At 64.9% G+C, this 15,427-nt stretch carries 9 protein-coding genes; 3 read left to right on the top strand and 6 right to left on the bottom strand.

What is annotated here, in order from left to right; all coding sequences use genetic code 11:
• Nucleotides 1–479: 479 nt before the first annotated feature.
• Complete coding sequence (locus DMP11_RS09540; protein ID WP_123186253.1) at nucleotides 480–2,981, top strand: DNA topoisomerase I; 2,502 nt, start codon at nucleotides 480–482, stop codon at nucleotides 2,979–2,981.
• Nucleotides 2,982–3,405: 424 nt separating this feature from the next.
• Here DMP11_RS09540 and DMP11_RS10565 read toward each other — a convergent pair whose 3' ends face one another.
• Together DMP11_RS10565 and DMP11_RS09530 are read right to left on the bottom strand one after the other, a co-directional pair.
• A complete protein-coding gene (locus DMP11_RS10565; RefSeq protein WP_170155484.1) occupies nucleotides 3,406–5,037 on the bottom strand; it encodes a fumarate hydratase in 1,632 nt (543 codons plus the stop codon).
• A gap of 146 nt (nucleotides 5,038–5,183) precedes the next feature.
• Entirely contained in the window at nucleotides 5,184–6,110 is a 927-nt protein-coding gene (locus tag DMP11_RS09530; RefSeq protein WP_123186252.1) for a LysR family transcriptional regulator, read from the bottom strand.
• Nucleotides 6,111–6,319: 209 nt separating this feature from the next.
• On the opposite strand from DMP11_RS09530, the gene DMP11_RS09525 reads away from it, so the two are divergent.
• Entirely contained in the window at nucleotides 6,320–9,226 is a 2,907-nt protein-coding gene (locus tag DMP11_RS09525; protein ID WP_123186251.1) for a molybdopterin-containing oxidoreductase family protein, read from the top strand.
• Between the two features lies 1 nt (nucleotide 9,227).
• Entirely contained in the window at nucleotides 9,228–9,854 is a 627-nt protein-coding gene (locus DMP11_RS09520) for a 4Fe-4S dicluster domain-containing protein (protein WP_123186250.1), read from the top strand.
• 470 nt (nucleotides 9,855–10,324) lie between these two features.
• On the opposite strand, the gene DMP11_RS09510 is transcribed toward DMP11_RS09520, so the two are convergent.
• The 4 genes from DMP11_RS09510 to DMP11_RS09495 form a co-directional block, all read right to left on the bottom strand.
• A complete protein-coding gene (locus DMP11_RS09510) occupies nucleotides 10,325–10,999 on the bottom strand; it encodes a TorD/DmsD family molecular chaperone (protein WP_123186248.1) in 675 nt (224 codons plus the stop codon).
• Between the two features lie 75 nt (nucleotides 11,000–11,074).
• The gene (locus tag DMP11_RS09505) at nucleotides 11,075–11,944 is read right to left on the bottom strand and encodes a DmsC/YnfH family molybdoenzyme membrane anchor subunit (protein WP_123186247.1); all 870 of its coding nucleotides are present in this window, start codon (nucleotides 11,942–11,944) and stop codon (nucleotides 11,075–11,077) included.
• Nucleotides 11,945–11,946: 2 nt separating this feature from the next.
• Nucleotides 11,947–12,534 carry a 4Fe-4S dicluster domain-containing protein gene (locus DMP11_RS09500; RefSeq protein ID WP_123186246.1) on the bottom strand — a complete coding sequence of 196 codons (588 nt, stop codon included), beginning with the start codon at nucleotides 12,532–12,534 and terminating at the stop codon, nucleotides 11,947–11,949.
• Nucleotides 12,535–15,423: a molybdopterin-containing oxidoreductase family protein gene (locus DMP11_RS09495; protein ID WP_123186245.1), complete on the bottom strand. Its 2,889-nt coding sequence runs from the start codon at nucleotides 15,421–15,423 to the stop codon at nucleotides 12,535–12,537.
• Nucleotides 15,424–15,427: the final 4 nt, after the last annotated feature.

Genomic DNA, 15,427 nt, shown 5'->3' with positions numbered 1-15,427 from the left:
GCTTCGGCGGGGGCGGCGGCGCCCGGTAGGTTTCGCGGTTCTGGCGAACCGCGAAACGCCTCGTCCGCCGAGGCTTCCCCATGCGCCCCATCTTGCCGTTTCCCGCGGGCTCGGCGCGTACCGGAGTACGCTTGGCCGCGGCGCGCGGCAACCTGGGGCACCTAGGAAACCCTCGGCTGCTGGCCAGGGCCTGAAGTCATTTCCAGGCGGGATTCGTAGGGCAGAGATTCTATCTCTGCCTAAGCCGCAACTGCGAACCGCTCGCGCTTCGGGCCGAGACGGGGCCTCGGCCCCGCGTGTGTCAAAAGTGAACGTCCCCCTGTCGCGCGTGCCCTGCGAGGGGGATTGCGCGGGAGGCGGCATTCGGAATTGTTTTTTCTGTTGCTTTTGGGGAAATGCGGTATGCTACCAAATTGCGCTCGCGCCCTGTGCGCGGCGGCTTTGCGCACCATCGAACGCCCTTGTGAAGGAGCGACCCTTTGAAACTTGTTGTTACGGAAAAGCACGACGCCGCCCAGAAAATCGCCGATTTGCTGGGGGCGAAAAAGCCCAAGGCCGACAAGGTGTTCAACACCCCGGTGTACCGTTTCGAGAAAGACGGCGAAGAGTGGGTGACCATCGGCCTGCGCGGCCATATCCTGGAGCCGGACTTCGCCCCGTCGCTGGTATATAAAAAGAAAGGCGGCTGGCAGGGGGTGGACGCCGACGGCCGAACGCTGCCGGCCGCCATTCCCGACAGCCTGCCCAAGCCCCCCTTCAAAAAGAAAAAGCCCTTCACCGCAGACGGTGTGGAGCTGAAGGGCTGGAAGATGGAGGCGCTGCCTTATTTGGTGTACGCCCCCATCGAGAAGTTGCCCAAGGAAAAGGACATCATCCGCTCGCTGAAGAACCTGGCGAAGAAGGCCGACTCCATCGTGATCGCCACCGACTTCGACCGCGAAGGCGAGCTGATCGGCGCCGACGCCCTGTCCTGCTGCCGCGAGGTGAACGCCACCGCGCCGGTGAGCCGCGCCCGCTATTCCGCCTTCACCAAGCCCGAGATCCAAGGGGCCTTCAGCAACTTGGTAGCCATGGACGACAACCTGGCCTCGGCCGGCGCGTCGCGCCAGGACATCGATCTTATTTGGGGCGCCGTGCTCACCCGCTACCTCACGCTGGTGAAGTTCGCCGGCTACGGCAACGTGCGCTCGTCGGGGCGCGTGCAAACTCCCACCCTGGCGCTCATCTGCCAGCGGGAGCGGGAGCGCATGGCCTTCGTGCCCGAGGATTACTGGGTGATCAGCGGCCAGTTTGACGCCGATGCCCGCGAAGGGGTTACCGCCGGCGACGGCCCCGGGGCCTTCAGCGCCGGCCACGCCACCGCCCGCTTCAAGGAGGAGGGCGCCGCCAAAGCGGCCATGAACGCCGTGGAGGGCCACCGCAGTGCCCGGGTGGAAGCGGTGGAGAAGCGCAAGCGCACCGTGCCCGCCCCCATTCCCTTCAACACCACCGCCCTCATGGCCGCCGCCTCGGCCGAGGGGCTTTCGCCGGCCCGCACCATGCGCATCGCCGAGAGCCTGTACATGGACGGCTACATTTCCTACCCCCGCGTGGATAACACGGTGTACCCGGCCTCGCTGGATTTGGCCGAAGTGGTGCGCGCCATTTCCGGCAACCCCGCTTACGCCCCCACCTGCAAGGCCATCTTGGCCCAAAGCTCCATCCGCGCCACCCGCGGCAAGAAGGAAACCACCGACCACCCGCCCATTTACCCCACCGCCAAGGCAACCCCCGACGATTTGCCCCCTGCCGAGTACAAGCTGTACAACCTCATCGCCCGACGCTTTTTGGCCACCCTGTCGGACGCGGCCGTGGTGGAGGGCACCAAGGTTACGCTTGAGGTGGGCGGCGAGCGCTTCATCGCCCGCGGCGACGTGCTGGTGAAGCCGGGCTTCCGCGCCATTTACCCCTACGGCCTCAAGAAGGACGAAACGCTGCCGCCGATGGAAGAGGGGCAGCAGGTGGCCTTCAACGGCGCCGATTGCGTGCAGAAGCAAACCGAGCCGCCGGCCCGCTATTCCCAGGGCAAGCTGATTCAGGAGATGGAGAAGCTGGGGCTGGGCACCAAGTCCACCCGCCACGCCATCATCGAGCGGCTCTACAACGTCAGCTACATCCAAAACGACCCCATCGAGCCCAGCCAGCTGGGCATGGCGGTGGTGGAGGCGCTGGACAAGTTCGCCCCCCACATCACCGGCAGCGCCATGACCGCCGAGCTGGAAGAGCGCATGGATGAGATTGCCGAGGGCAAAACCAGCCGCGAGGCAGTGGTCACCACGTCGCGCGATTTGCTGTCCCAAGAGCTGGGGGCGCTCATGCCCCACTCTGAAGAGGTGAAGGAAGCCCTGGCCGACGCCGTGGCCGCCGACGCCTACATCGGCAAGTGCCCCAAGTGCGGGAAAGACCTGCAGCTGAAGGCCTCCCAGAAAACCCGCTCGATGTTCATCGGCTGTTCCGGCTGGCCCGAGTGCGACGTCACCTTCCCTCTGCCGTCGGGCAAAATCGAGTCGGTGGAAGAGCTGTGCCCCACCTGCGGCATGCCCCAGGTGAAGGTGACCGCCTTCCGTACCAAGCCGCGCGTGGTGTGCATCGACCCCGCTTGCCCCACCAACCAGGAACCCGAGGTGGTGGTGGGGAAGTGCCCCACCTGCGCCGCCATGGGCAAGAGCAGCAATCTGGTGGCGCGCCGCAACCCGAAAACGCTGAAGCGCTCTATCACCTGCGAGAACTTCGATGAGTGTCAAACCCGCTACCCGCTGCCCCAATACGGTAAGCTGACCGCCACCGAGGAAGTGTGCGAACATTGCGGCGCCCCCATGGTGGTGGTCACCACCGCCCGCGGCCCGTGGAAGCTGTGCCCCAACTTCGACTGCCCCGGCAAAGAGCAGGAGAAGGAAAAGAAGCCCGCCGCCCGCAAAACCACCAAGCGCAAAAAAGCGTGACAAGGGGATGTTCACTTTTGACGCAATGGCCATCGTAGGGCAGAGATTCTATCTCTGCCTTTTTCGTTTCTGGAGCAGGGGGAAGGGCGGGGGCAGTCCAAGTCGCTCAGACAGTCCTGCTTTGGAAAACGCGCCACTGGCGCGTTTTCGTCGTGCGGAACTCGGTTTGTCGGACCGCCCCCGCCCTTCCCCCGCACGGCCGCAATGGATTTGTTTTGAGACAAAGGGCGTTGGCTTTCGCCCTATCTTCGTAGGGCCGAGATTCTATCTCGGCCTGAAGCCGCAGCTCCGCGTGGGCCGTCCGTTTAGGCAGAGATAGAATCTCTGCCCTACGAATTCGACCTGCGACGGTGCCATAGCTGGATCCATGACAGGGGACGGGGATGATGTCATGTCCGAATCTGCGACAGCCTCCGATCAGACGTTAGGGCCGTCCCTTTGTCTCATCCCCTTCCACTTCCCGGTACAGGTCGCGGCCGTGGGGGTCGGTGGCCACGAACGCGGGGAAATCTTCCAGTTCAAGGTGGCGCAGCGCCTCGGTGCCCAGGTCTTCCCAGCCGATAAGCTCGCTTTTCGTCACGTGTTTCGCCAGCAGCGCCGCGGCGCCGCCGATGGTGCAGAAGTACACGCCCCCTGTGGCCTTGCAGGCGTCCGCCACCTCGGGCGCGCGCTTGCCCTTGCCAATGGACGCCACGATGCCGGCCTCCATGAGGGCGGGCGTGGCGAAGTCCATGCGGCTGGCGGTGGTGGGGCCCACCGAGCCCAGCGGACGGCCGGCGGCAGCGGGAGTGGGGCCGGCGTAAAAGAGTGTTTGCCCCTCAAGGCCGAAGGGCAACCGGCCGGTTTCTTCCAAATGCGCCAGCGCCCGGCTGTGGCCGGCGTCGCGCATGGTGTACACAGGGCCGGAAAGCAGCACTTCGTCGCCGGCGGAAAGGGACGCCAGGTCTTCCTTGGAAAGCGGTAGTTGCAGGCGGCGCGGGGCGGCGCCCTCTTCGGCCGTCGCGTCGGCGGGACTGGCGGAAATGGCTCCTGTTTCGCTTGCGACATCGGCACGGCCCGCAATCGAAGCGTCAGCCGCGTTACCCGAAGGAGCAGCACTCGCTGCGGGCGCGAGGGTGCGGCACGCCGTCTCGGTTGGGGCAGCACCCGCTGCGAAGGCCGCCTCCAGCTGGGCCGCCACTTCCGCATCCGTGAGCGCCCTCCCGTCTTCCACCAGCATGACGCTGGCGGAGCGCATGGCCGAGCAGCCCATGTTCACCGCCACCGGCAGCGCGGCAATGTGACAGGGCGCCGTTTCCAGGTGCACCGCCACGGCGGTGGGGGAGCCTCCCAATGCGGCCGGCCCGATGCCCAGAGCGTTCACTTCCTCAAGCAGGCTCTTCTCGAAGGCGGCCGCCTCGAGCCGTGGTGCCTCGCTGCCCACTTCCCGCAGCAGCGCGTGCTTGGCGAGGCCCGCCACCTTGTCGAAGGTGGCCCCCACGCCCACGCCCACCACCAGCGGCGGGCAGGCGTTGGCGGCCTTCTCGCGCACGCAGTCCAGCACCACCCGGCGTACGCCCTCCTGGCCGGCCCCCGGCGGCAGCATCACCACGCGGGAGGCGTTGTCCGAGCCGCCCCCTTTCAGCAGCACGTGCACCGTGGCGCTGGCCCCCGGCACCAGTTTCAGCTCGCAGAAGGCGGGGGTGTTGTCGGCAGTGTTGGTGCGGTTGAACAGGGCGTCTCGCAGCACCGACATCCGCAGCCGCCCGCCCTCGTAGGCCCGTGCCACCGCACTGTCTACCAGGGAGAACACGTCGCCCGGCACCGTCAGTTGCTGCCCCACTTCAAGGCACACCCACACCGTGCCGGTGTCTTGGCACAGAGGCACGCGGTCGCCGGCGGCGATGGCCGTGTTTTCCCGCAGCGTGTCCAGCACCCGCCCCTCGCGGGGGCTGCCAGCGCCGGCGCGCGCCTCTTCCAGCGCCCGCAGCATGTCGGGGCGCAGCTGGCAGGCGCACCGGTCGATGGCCGCTTCCACGGCGCGGGCCACGGTTTCTTTGGTGATGATGGTTTCCATAGGGCCTCTCTTCTCGTGTGGCCCCATTATGGCAAAAGCGGACAGGGGAGGGGCGCCCCATTGCCCTTGGCGGCGCGTTGTCCCGGGCGCGCAGCCATCCCCCGGCACGCGGCCATCCCCCGACGGCGCGCCGGAGGGGAGCGCCTTTACCCCTGGCGGTGCGGCTTGCGGGCGTTCAGGAGCTCGCGCGCCTCCTTCACCGCCTGCACGAAGGGCTCCAGCTGCTCGCGGTTCTCCTGCTTGAAAATGGCGTAGGAGGTGAGGCAGGCCTCCTCGCTCACCACCGGCACGCCGATGCGTCGCCCCGTGTCCAGCAAAAGCCCCAGGTTGCGCTCGGTGGATTTCCAAATGAGCACGTCGTTTTTCAGCGGCGTGCTGAAGAACTCGAAGTTGTTGGAGGCGGGCACGGCGCGGGATTTCGGTTGGAACCCGCAGCTTTCGCTCAGCCGCTCGAACTGCAGCCAAGCGGGGTTGGTTTTGTCGCTCACGAACTTCAGCAGCGTTTGGCCGCGCAGGTCTTCCCAGTGCAGGCTTTCGCGGGTCGCCAGCGGGTGGTCGGCGTTCACCACTGCCACCAGCGAGCGGGTTACGAAGGGGACGTGGGCCAGCCCCTGTTCGTTCAGGTATTTGGGGTCGGTGTAGCTGATCATGATGTCCGCTTCGCCGTCCAGCACTTTTTTCAGCGGATCGTCGCAAGCGGGGGCCAGCACGATGGTGGCCAGGTTGTTCTGGCGGGCCACCACCGCAGTGAGCGACGCCAGCGCCGAATCGTCCTCGTCCTGCAGGTCGCCCACCAGCCGCACCGTCACCTGCGCTTTCAGCTCGCCGATGGCGGCCTTTACCTTGTCGTACTCCTCCACCATCACCGTTGCGCTCTGGAACATCAGTTTTCCCGGACCGGTGAGGTTCACGCCGCGGCGGTTGCGGTCCAAAAGCCGGCAGTTGAATTCCTTTTCCAGGGCGATGATGTGCTTGGAAAGCGCCGGTTGGGTGATGTTCAGCTGTTCGGCCGCTTCGGTGAAATTAAGGCAGCGGGACAAAGCGAGAAACTCGCGCGCCTGCTCGATGTTCATGGTACCCCCTCTGACAATCCCCCGTTGGGGCGCGATTATAGCACGGGCATGGGGGCATGCAAGAATGGAATCACGTAAGAGCGTCTATGCCATTTAATTATTTTCCCATGCCTTTTTATTCCTTTCATAATGGCCTCAAGGAGGGGGGAGCCAAACGGTCCGTGGGGGACCGGGCCTCCTTCCAAGGAAGAGGAAGAAGGAGGAGAGACATGACGCAGTTGAAAATGTCACGTCGCAGTTTCCTGAAGCTGTCGGCTGCCACGGCCGCCGCTGCGGGGGCCCTGTCCGCGGTGCCTTCCGGCTTCGCGGCCGCCGCCGAGAATGCCCAGGAGAAGAGCGGCGAGATCAAGCGGGTGCGCACCGGCTGCCGCGGCTGCGGCAAGATGGAGTGCGGCGTCATCGCCGTGGTGCAGGACGGCAAGGTCATCCGCATGGAGGGCGACCCGACCGCCTTCCAGTCGATGGGCAACTGCTGCACCAAATCGCAGTCGGCCATGCAGGCCGCCTACCACCCCGACCGCCTGCGCTACCCGCTGAAGCGCACCAACGACAAGGAATCCGACGATCCCGGCTGGGTGCGCATCTCGTGGGACGAGGCCATCTCCACGGTGGTTTCCAAGTTCAACGAGCTGCAGGCCAAGTACGGCGGAGAGTCGCTGTTCGGCATGTGTGGCACGTCGCGGGTGTGGTGCATGTTCGGCGCCTCCAACGGCATGTACCTGTGGGATTCCCCCAACATCGTGCAGGCCTGGCAGATCTGCAAGGGCCCGCGCCACTTCGCCACGATGATGGTGTCCAGCTTCACCGACTCCTGGATGGAAACGGTGGGCCATCCGGACGTGTACGTGGCCTGGGGCGGCGCCTCCGAGATGTCGAACTACGACGACTCCTGCCGCACCACGGTGGACGTGGCGACCCGCGCCAAGACCCACATCTGCGTTGACCCGCGCGAGACCAACATGGGCAAGGAGGGCGACTACCAGCTGCACCTGCGCCCCGGCACCGACGGTGCCATGGCGCTGGCCTGGACCAACGTGGTGATTGAGAACGACCTCTACGACAGCCTGTTCACCAAGAAGTGGACCGACGGCCCGTTTTTGGTGGTGGAAGATCTGGAGCCCTCCGGCTGGACCGAGATTTCCCCCTGCTGCGGCGTGCCCTTCGAGGTTAAAACCAAGCTGCTGAAAGAAAGCGACCTGGTGGAAGGCGGCAGCCCGCAGCGCTTCATGGTGTGGGACAACCTGAACAACAAGCTGACCTACTTCGATGCCAGCACCAGCTTCTGGGAAGGGGAGACGTGGGCCCCCGCCACCGCCGGCAAGGAGGCCATGCAGGAAAACCTCGCCCCCGGCTTCTCCCAGGGCTTCGTGCTCGACCCCACCGGCTTTGGCGCCGAGGACGGCTTCGCCACGGAAATCGACCCGGCCCTGTTCGGCGAGTTTCAGGTGACCCTGAAGGACGGCAGCGCCCACACCGCCGTGCCGGTGTTCCAGAAGTACGCCGAGCGCGCGGCCGAGTACACCCCCGAAGTGGTGTCCGAGATCTGCGGCGTGCCGGCCGAGAGCATCCGCGACGCGGCGCTGGCCTACGCCACCCGCCTGCGCCCGGAAACCGGCTACGGCAACGGCGGCATCCAGTACATGCTGGCCGTCGAGCACGCCAACACCGCCATCCAGAACTCCCGCGCCCTGAACAACCTCAGCTCCATCTGCGGCAACTACGACACCCCCGGCGGCAATCGCCATTCCACCAAGGCCCCCATCGAGGGCGGCCAGTTCGGCTTCGCCAACAACGGTTCCGGCATGCCCATGCTGTCCCCGGGCCAGATGGACAAACTGCTGGGCAATCAGGACATCCCACTGCTGAAGTGGTGGGGCATGTGGTCGGACGCCACCACCGTGTACAACGCCGTGCTCACCGGCGAGCCGTACCCCGTGGTGGGCGCCTTCAACTCGTCGGGCAACTTCATGCACCAGTGCAACTCCGACATGGCGTGGGATGCCCTGAAGAGCCTGGACTTCTACGTGGAGAACAACCTGTGGCACACCCCCGGCGGCACGGTTTGCGACATCAAGATGCCCGCCGCCCACTTCCTGGAGCTGAACAGCCCCCGTACCTCGCAGGGCGCGTCCGGTGCCATGGGCGCCACCATCAAGTGCATCGACCCGCCGGGAGAGGCCAAGTTCGACGGCGAGATCATCGAGATGCTGTACAAGGAGAAGGGGGTTCCCTACAACGTTATCCCCGTGGCCCCCGAGTACCCCACCATCGACCAGATGCTGGACATGTCGGTCATGGCCTTCGAGCCGCAAGGCTGGGAGAAGTTCGCCGCCGACTTCCAGGAGCACGGCTGGTGGGACTGCAAGGAAGTGGAGCCCGACCTGTGGGGCACCTACCGCCGTTACCAAACCGGCGCCATCCGCGGCCGCACCGCCGTGGGCTTCGTGGGCACCGTGGGCGACTGGCTGCCCGGCTTCTACACCCCCACTAAAAAGGTGGAAATTTGGTCCACGGTCATGGAATCGTTCCACCCCGAGGGCCAGTGGAACTTGCCCACCTACACCGAGCCGCCGCACAGCCCCGTGTCCGACCCGGAGATGTTCGCGGAGTACCCGCTGATCATCACCACCGGCCGCCGCATCCCGGTGTACTTCCACTCCGAGCACCGGCAGCTGCCCTGGTGCCGGGAGCTCTGGCCCGCGCCGCGCGTGGAGATCAACCCCGACGACGCCAAGGAGTACGGCATCGAGCAGGGCGACTGGGTGTGGATCGAGACGCCCTGGGGCAAGATCCGCGAGGTGGCCGACCTGTACTACGGCGTGCGCAAGGGCACCATCAACTGCGAGCACCAGTGGTGGTTCCCGGAGCTGGAGCAGAACGGCAAGGGCCACGAGCTCTGCGCCGTCAACCACCTCATCGACCCCTGGGCCCGCGACCCCCACTGCGGCGCCTCCAACCTGCGCGCCTACCTGGGCAAGATCTACAAGGCCACGCCGGAGAACTCGCCCTTCAACAACCCGGTGCCCTGCGGCCACGACGGCACCGAGATCATCCACGACGCCTCCGACCCGCGCCTGAAGGAATGGCTGCCGGTCTACGAGGGAAGGGAGGCCTAAGATGACCCAGTACTCGATCGTCACCGACGTCAACCGCTGCGTGGGCTGCCTGGCCTGCTCCACCGCCTGCAAGGCCGTGAACGGCGTGCCAATCGGCAGCTTCTGGTGCAAGACCCTGCGGATCGGCCCCAACGCCCCCATCGACGGCGTGAACAAGGCCGACGGAAGCGACTACCTGTACTTCCTCACCGTGCAGTGCCAGCACTGCGAGAACCCCGCCTGCGTGCAGGTGTGCCCCACCGAGGCCAGCCACAAGCTCGAGGACGGCACCGTGCAGGTGGACAAGGAGAAGTGCATCGGCTGCCAGTTCTGCGCCATGGCCTGCCCCTACGGCGTGCGCTACCTCAACGAGGAGGAGCGCGTGGTGGAGAAGTGCACCCTCTGCGAGCAGCGCGTCGCGCAAGGGGAGCTTCCCCAGTGCGTGGCCCAGTGCGGCGGCATGGCCCGCTTCTTCGGCGACATGGAGAAGGGGCTGGCCTCCTTCGAGGGGCCGGAGCTGGGGGCCTCCCGCGTGAAGCTCTCCGACTTCGCCGAGCCCTTCACCGACGCCGACGTGCACGCCCTGCCCAACGCCGGCAACGACCCCAGCTTCCGCTACATCCTGCGCAAGTTCGCCTGGCAGGGTTAAAGAGTTCCGCGGGTCTGGCGACCCGCGGAACCCCTCGTCCGCCGGGGCCTCCCGTGGCGGACCATCTTGGCGCTCAGGGCTTGCCCTCACGGCCCGAAGGCCGCTCGGCCGCCCTTCGGGCCAATCTGACCCACCACGGAAACCCCCGCCTACTGGCGCTGGACCTGGGGCATGACAGGGAACGGGGATAACGTCAGGTTCCTCGTCAGGTTTCCTGTCGTCTTTTCGTAGGGCAGAGACCCTGTCTCTGCCCTACGAAGGCCCACCCGGCCGCAAGGGGCAGGGCATGACGTTATCCCCGTCCCCTGTCATGGGCGCCCTGTCATGGGCGCACGCCCTTTTACCCGATGCTGGCCCCCGCCTTTCTGGCGGGGGCTTCTTTTGCGCCCGCCAATTCCAGCTATTTTTGCAAAAAAAAGCAACGGCCCTGTTTGGGGCCGTTGCTGCGATTGCCTATTGGTGGTAGAGACTCAGCGTTCGCCGCCGTTTTCCAAAAGTTCTTTTTCTTCGGCGACAAAGGCTTCGGTTAGTTTCAGAACGCCCCGATAAAACCGGGTTTCCACCATAAGACGTCCCTGGGCGATGAAGCTGTTTATCCATGAATCCACGTGGGCCATAAAGAAATCGCGCTGCGTTTCGAGGATCGCTTCCCCCTCTGCGTGGTTCCCGGATTGCAGGAGCGTTGCAGCCTGGTCGCAAAGGAGGCCAAGGTATTCGAAGATGAACGACAGGTGGTCTTCCGGCAGATCGATGCCATCGGGCACTTTGAGCTTCTGGCGCTTCAGCTCTTGGTACACTTCGCTGCGCGCTTCGCCCATAAGTTCGGCTTTTCCTCCGGTGCGGAACAGCGATTCGAAAGGCTGGGCCGTGCGCCCCTTGTGAGTGCGGATGCCGTAAAAAGCGCCCGTGTAGTCTGCGGCAAGTTGCTCTTTGGTTCCTGTGTGGCGAAGGCGCAGTGCACCGCCCAAATCAGCATAGGCCTCGGCAAAGGGGGAGTTTTCCTCTGCGGCGAGAGAGCTGAGATCGCTTGATGCCAGCGCTTCGATTTGCTCGGAGGATAGCGGTTTGAAGTAAAGCGTGGCGAGCATCCGATAGAGGGCGGCGCGATTTCGCAGAAGTTCGATATCGAGCATGTTGTCGTTCATAAGGGGCTCCTTGGATGACGAGTGGGGAGGGCGCGTATCCCCACCGGGGCACTTTGCCCCGGTGGGGACGATTGGCTACAGGTTCATGATCACGCTGGGGATGCCGAGGGAGAAGAGATCGATGTATCCGCTGGCACAGACCCACATGAGCATGCGCACCGCAATGCCGCCGGCCGCCGCGCAGACGATGCCCGCGATGGCAATCGGCATCGCGCCCTTTGCGGCTGCAGGCACCAGGTTGATGACGGCGCACGCCAGCGTTCCGACGATGCCGCACGCCACTGCGCCTCCCCAGAAAAGAGCCCCCTGGGCGGAAGCTGCATCGAGGCCCAGGAAAAGGAGGTAAGCCGCTATGCCGGTGGCCCCGAGTGCCGATGCGACAAGCACAGCCCAAGGCAACTTCAATGCCTTTTCCGTCTGATCGGCATCCTCGGAAAGGGAGGGTTTTGGCGCCATCGAAGCAATCAGCGCATATATGAAGCCGCCCAGGGCAAGCGATGTGCCTGCATATGCGAAGGGCAGGGTTTCGCTGTTCCATGTGGGTTGGGCGTCGATGACGTAGCCATGGCCGCAGAAGAACCCGATGGCGATGCCGAACACAATCGCCAACACGGCCACTACTTGCACCCCGCTGTGGACGCGCTCGCGGGTCAGAATCAGGTAAACCACGCCCACGATAAAGGTAGCAGCCAACAGCATCAGCTCGATGGAAATGCCTGAAAAGGACAGCAGGTTGGTGACGGCGCTGATGGCGTTGAGGGGAGAGGCCAGGTGCGCCACCGAGCACAGTCCTCCGGCCACGAGAAGGGCAAGGGCGGTCCATACGGCGCGCCGTCTTGTGGTTGCGCAGCCGCCGATGAGGGAGGAAAGGCCAGAGAAGGCGAGCACGGCGCCGGCGGCGCCGGCCATAAGTGAGAACAGGACCAAGGGCCATTGGATCGCCATGGTTACACCAGCTCCTTCCAGGAAGCGAACTTGGGGGACAGAATGTAGCGCGTGAGCGGCTTGGCGTTATTGGGGTCGGGCAGGGTGTGGATGGCCTCCTCCGGGTACTTCGCGAGTTCGCGGCTCACATCGGAATCCGGATCGTCGTAGTCGCCGAAGAAACGCGCGCCGCAGTTGCAGTTGTGGACACAGGCCGGCACGCCATCGCCGTCAGCGGTGATTTGGGCGCACAGCGTGCACTTCTGCACCACGCCGGCATCCTCGTTGAATTGACGTACGCCGTAGGGACAGGCGTAGATGCAGTACTGGCAGCCGATGCATTTCTCTTTGTTGATGAGCACCATGCCGGTGGCCGGGTCGCGGTAACTGGCGGCAGTGGGGCAAACGTGAACGCAGGCCGGGTTCTCGCACTGCTGGCACTGGGACGGCAGCCAGTATTTCTCCACGTTGGGGAAGGTGCCCGTGGGGCCCACGGCGATGACCTTGTTGTAGAAATGGCCCAGGGGCAGCTCGTTTTCCAGTTTGCAGGCGACGATGCAGCTGTCGCAGCCCGAGCAGCGGTCCAGGTTGATCAGCAGACCCTTGCGCATTTAGAACACCTCCTCGGTGACAGGTTCGCCCGAAAGCGTGGGCATGAACGGTTGGAACTGTTCGCTTTCGATCCAGATGCGCTCGGGGCGCTCGGTCTTCTCGATCTTCACCGTGAAGGCGCGGTAGCTGTTCGTGGCGAAGCAGGGGTTTTGGAACTCATCGGCGGACATGATGTTGTAGCCGCATTCCTCGATGCCAGGAGTGATGGACTCTTGCGTCTCGTCGAAGCACTCGGGATTCCAGAAGCGCTCGGTGATGAGCACTCCCGGGGCGATGCCCTGGGTGAGATAGGCGCGCGCATTGGATGAGCCGCGGCGTGAGGTGATCTTCACCCAGTCCAGGTGCTCGATGCCGTATTTCGCCGCTGTGTCGGGATTGATCTTCAGCTCGGGCGCGGGCATGACCTCCCGGATAAAGGGCGCGTGGCGCATGGTGCCGTGATGGAAGTGGGGCAAGCGTCCCGTGGTAATGACGAGCGGATACTCGGAATCGTAGCCCTCGGCGCCTTCAAGTGGGCTTTCCGTGGGCTCCTTGAAGGTGCAGATGGGATCGTAGTCGTCGCAGGCCGGCTGGTTGAAGGGGTACATGTAGGGGAAGCCGGTGCGGGCCAGGCGCAGCATGGCTTCGGAGTACACGTCCACCTTGCGCGATATCGTGGCGAACCCGCGGGGCAGCCCGTCGCTCACCGGCTCCTTGTACTGGTAGTAGGCCATGTAGTCGTCCATGGGCTCCTCGGTGAAGCGGTGGTCGATGTCGTCGAGCATCTCCTGCCAGCTTCCTTTGCCCATCTGCTCGGCCCAATCGGCCCGGGCCGCCTCAAGGCTCTCGTAGAAGGGCACCTTGTAGGCGTCGGGGTCGAACACGTTTTCGGCGCCGAGCTTCTCCACGGCAGCCTCGGCCACCTGGTAGGGGGAGACGAAGGGGTTCACGGTCTCGCCGAGGTGCGTTACCTGGCAGCGGGCGTAGTGGCGGTTGAAGTGGGTGCCCGGCGCCTCGTAGGAGTCGTATTCCAGCCATTCGGTAGTGGGGAGGAACAAGTCAACGCTCTGCACGGTGAACGAGGTCATGTTGGGGTACTGCTGGATGACGAAGTCCTGCTCGTCGTAGGCCTTCTTCCACTCCAGCGTGGGGCCCATGACTGCGTACTTGTTGCCCGACATCTCGTACATCACGCGCGGGCGGTAAGGCTCGCCGGTGGTGATGGCCTGCCGCAACTCTTTGGGAGCGCAGGTCTGCCACTGGTGAATGCCCTTGTGCTCGTTGGCGCCCATGGTGTCGCAGCGCGACTGGAAGAAGTAGCGCTGCATCTCCTTGCCGTCGCGGCCCTTGGCGTCCCATCTGGCCACGATGGCGTCCAGCAGACGGTCGTTTTCGGCCTTGGTGAGGCCAGTGGTCCAGCCGAGGCCGTAGCGCTCGAAGGTGGAGGAGAACACGCCCAGGCGCTGAGTCGGGCGATCGGCGGTGCGGCTGGCGGCACCGTGGTTCTGGAAGGCGGAGCAGGGGGACTCCACGTATCCCAGCAGCGCGTCGATGGCGAGCGCCCCCAAAGGCGCAGTGGAGGAGTTCTCCTGGTGGTCGGAGAACACGCCGTTGGACAGGCCGCCGAAGTCGGCGTTGGCGTACAGCTCCACAGCCTCGCGAATGCGCTCGGGGTCGAGCCAGCAGGTCTCGCCGGCGGCCTCGAGCGTCCAGGGCTCGGCCTCTTCCTTGTAAATCTGGCCCGCTGTCTTGGCCTCCTTGCCGTTCACGGTGGCGGTGGCGAAGATGACCGGATCGACCGCGCAGTTCTCGGGGGCGGTGAAGGGGAAAGGCTGGATGGAGTTGGTTTTCGCGTCGAAGCACACGTAGGCCGGGGTGTCGTAGATACCGGCTGGGTCGGCGGCCGGATTCACGTAATCGGGCCATACTTCCTCGGCACGGTAGGCCATGCGGGTTTCGGGGTTGATGAGGAAGGGAAGGTTGGTCCAATGCTTGACGAACGCTTCATCGTAGAGGTTGTTCTCGATGATATGATGAATCCACGACAGCATAAGGGCGCAGTCGGAGCCGGGGCGCACGGGAAGCCACACATCGGCTTTGGTGGCCTCAGCGGTCATGTAGGGGTCCACGACGATGGTCTTCACGCCGAGGTTCGACCGGGCGTCGGTTAGCCCGTGGCCGCCGTGAGCCGCCTTGGAGGAGTGCGGTTGGCTGCCCCACAGCACGAAGACGCGCTCCGTGTCGTCGCGGCGGGTGCCGTCCAGCTCGGCGTTGTCGGTAATGCCCACCCAGCGGTCCACGTTGTCCATGTCAACGCAGCAATTGAAGCCTACCGAGGTGGTGGAGACGAAGTCGCGCGGCATAGCGCACTGGCAGGCGCCGGAGGCAAGCGAGTTGCAGCCGCCGAAGGTATAGTCGAGGCCGGAGGTCTCCCACTCGATGTAGGCGCCGCCGCCTCCGCGGGCACTCCAGTAGGAGTAGGGGCCGTACTTCTTCACAGCCGTGGCGATCTGCTCGCCGGCCAGATCCACGGCCTCCTCCCAGCTGATCGCTTCCCACCGGTTCTCGCCGCGCTCGCCGACGCGCTTCATGGGGTGCAGTATGTGGCGGGGGCTGTAAACGGTCTGGATCTGGGACAGGCACTTCAGGCACACGCCACCCTTGTTCAGGGGGCCGTCCGGATCGCCCTCGATTTTCACGACGCGCCCGTCTTCGGTGTACACGCGCACAGGGCAGCAGTTGGTGCAGCCGTGGCAGGCGGTCTTGTGCATCACGCGCTCTACGGATCCGGCGGCGAAGGCCTGGTCGGTTTCCTCGAGCAGCGGGATTGAGCCGACGGCCGTAAGGGCCGCGCCCGTGGCCGCTGCGGCTTTCATGAAGCTGCGTCGGCTGATGGTTCCCTTGGTCATGGGG

It is taken from the genome of Parvibacter caecicola, from assembly GCF_003725335.1.
GTDB classification, from domain to species: Bacteria; Actinomycetota; Coriobacteriia; order Coriobacteriales; family Eggerthellaceae; genus Parvibacter; species Parvibacter caecicola.
The sequence above is the reverse complement of the archived record's forward strand: the minus strand, read 5'-3'. Positions and strand labels throughout refer to the sequence as shown.

Excerpts from the sequence above, each read along its gene's own strand:
- DMP11_RS09505 (WP_123186247.1), bottom strand. The coding sequence starts at position 11,944 with ATGGCGATCCAATGGCCCTTGGTCCTGTTCTCACTTATGGCCGGCGCC.
- DMP11_RS09510 (WP_123186248.1), bottom strand. The coding sequence starts at position 10,999 with ATGAACGACAACATGCTCGATATCGAACTTCTGCGAAATCGCGCCGCC.
- DMP11_RS09495 (WP_123186245.1), bottom strand. The coding sequence starts at position 15,423 with ATGACCAAGGGAACCATCAGCCGACGCAGCTTCATGAAAGCCGCAGCG.
- DMP11_RS09525 (WP_123186251.1), top strand. The coding sequence starts at position 6,320 with ATGACGCAGTTGAAAATGTCACGTCGCAGTTTCCTGAAGCTGTCGGCT.
- DMP11_RS10565 (WP_170155484.1), bottom strand. The coding sequence starts at position 5,037 with ATGGAAACCATCATCACCAAAGAAACCGTGGCCCGCGCCGTGGAAGCG.
- DMP11_RS09520 (WP_123186250.1), top strand. The coding sequence starts at position 9,228 with ATGACCCAGTACTCGATCGTCACCGACGTCAACCGCTGCGTGGGCTGC.
- DMP11_RS09500 (WP_123186246.1), bottom strand. The coding sequence starts at position 12,534 with ATGCGCAAGGGTCTGCTGATCAACCTGGACCGCTGCTCGGGCTGCGAC.
- DMP11_RS09530 (WP_123186252.1), bottom strand. The coding sequence starts at position 6,110 with ATGAACATCGAGCAGGCGCGCGAGTTTCTCGCTTTGTCCCGCTGCCTT.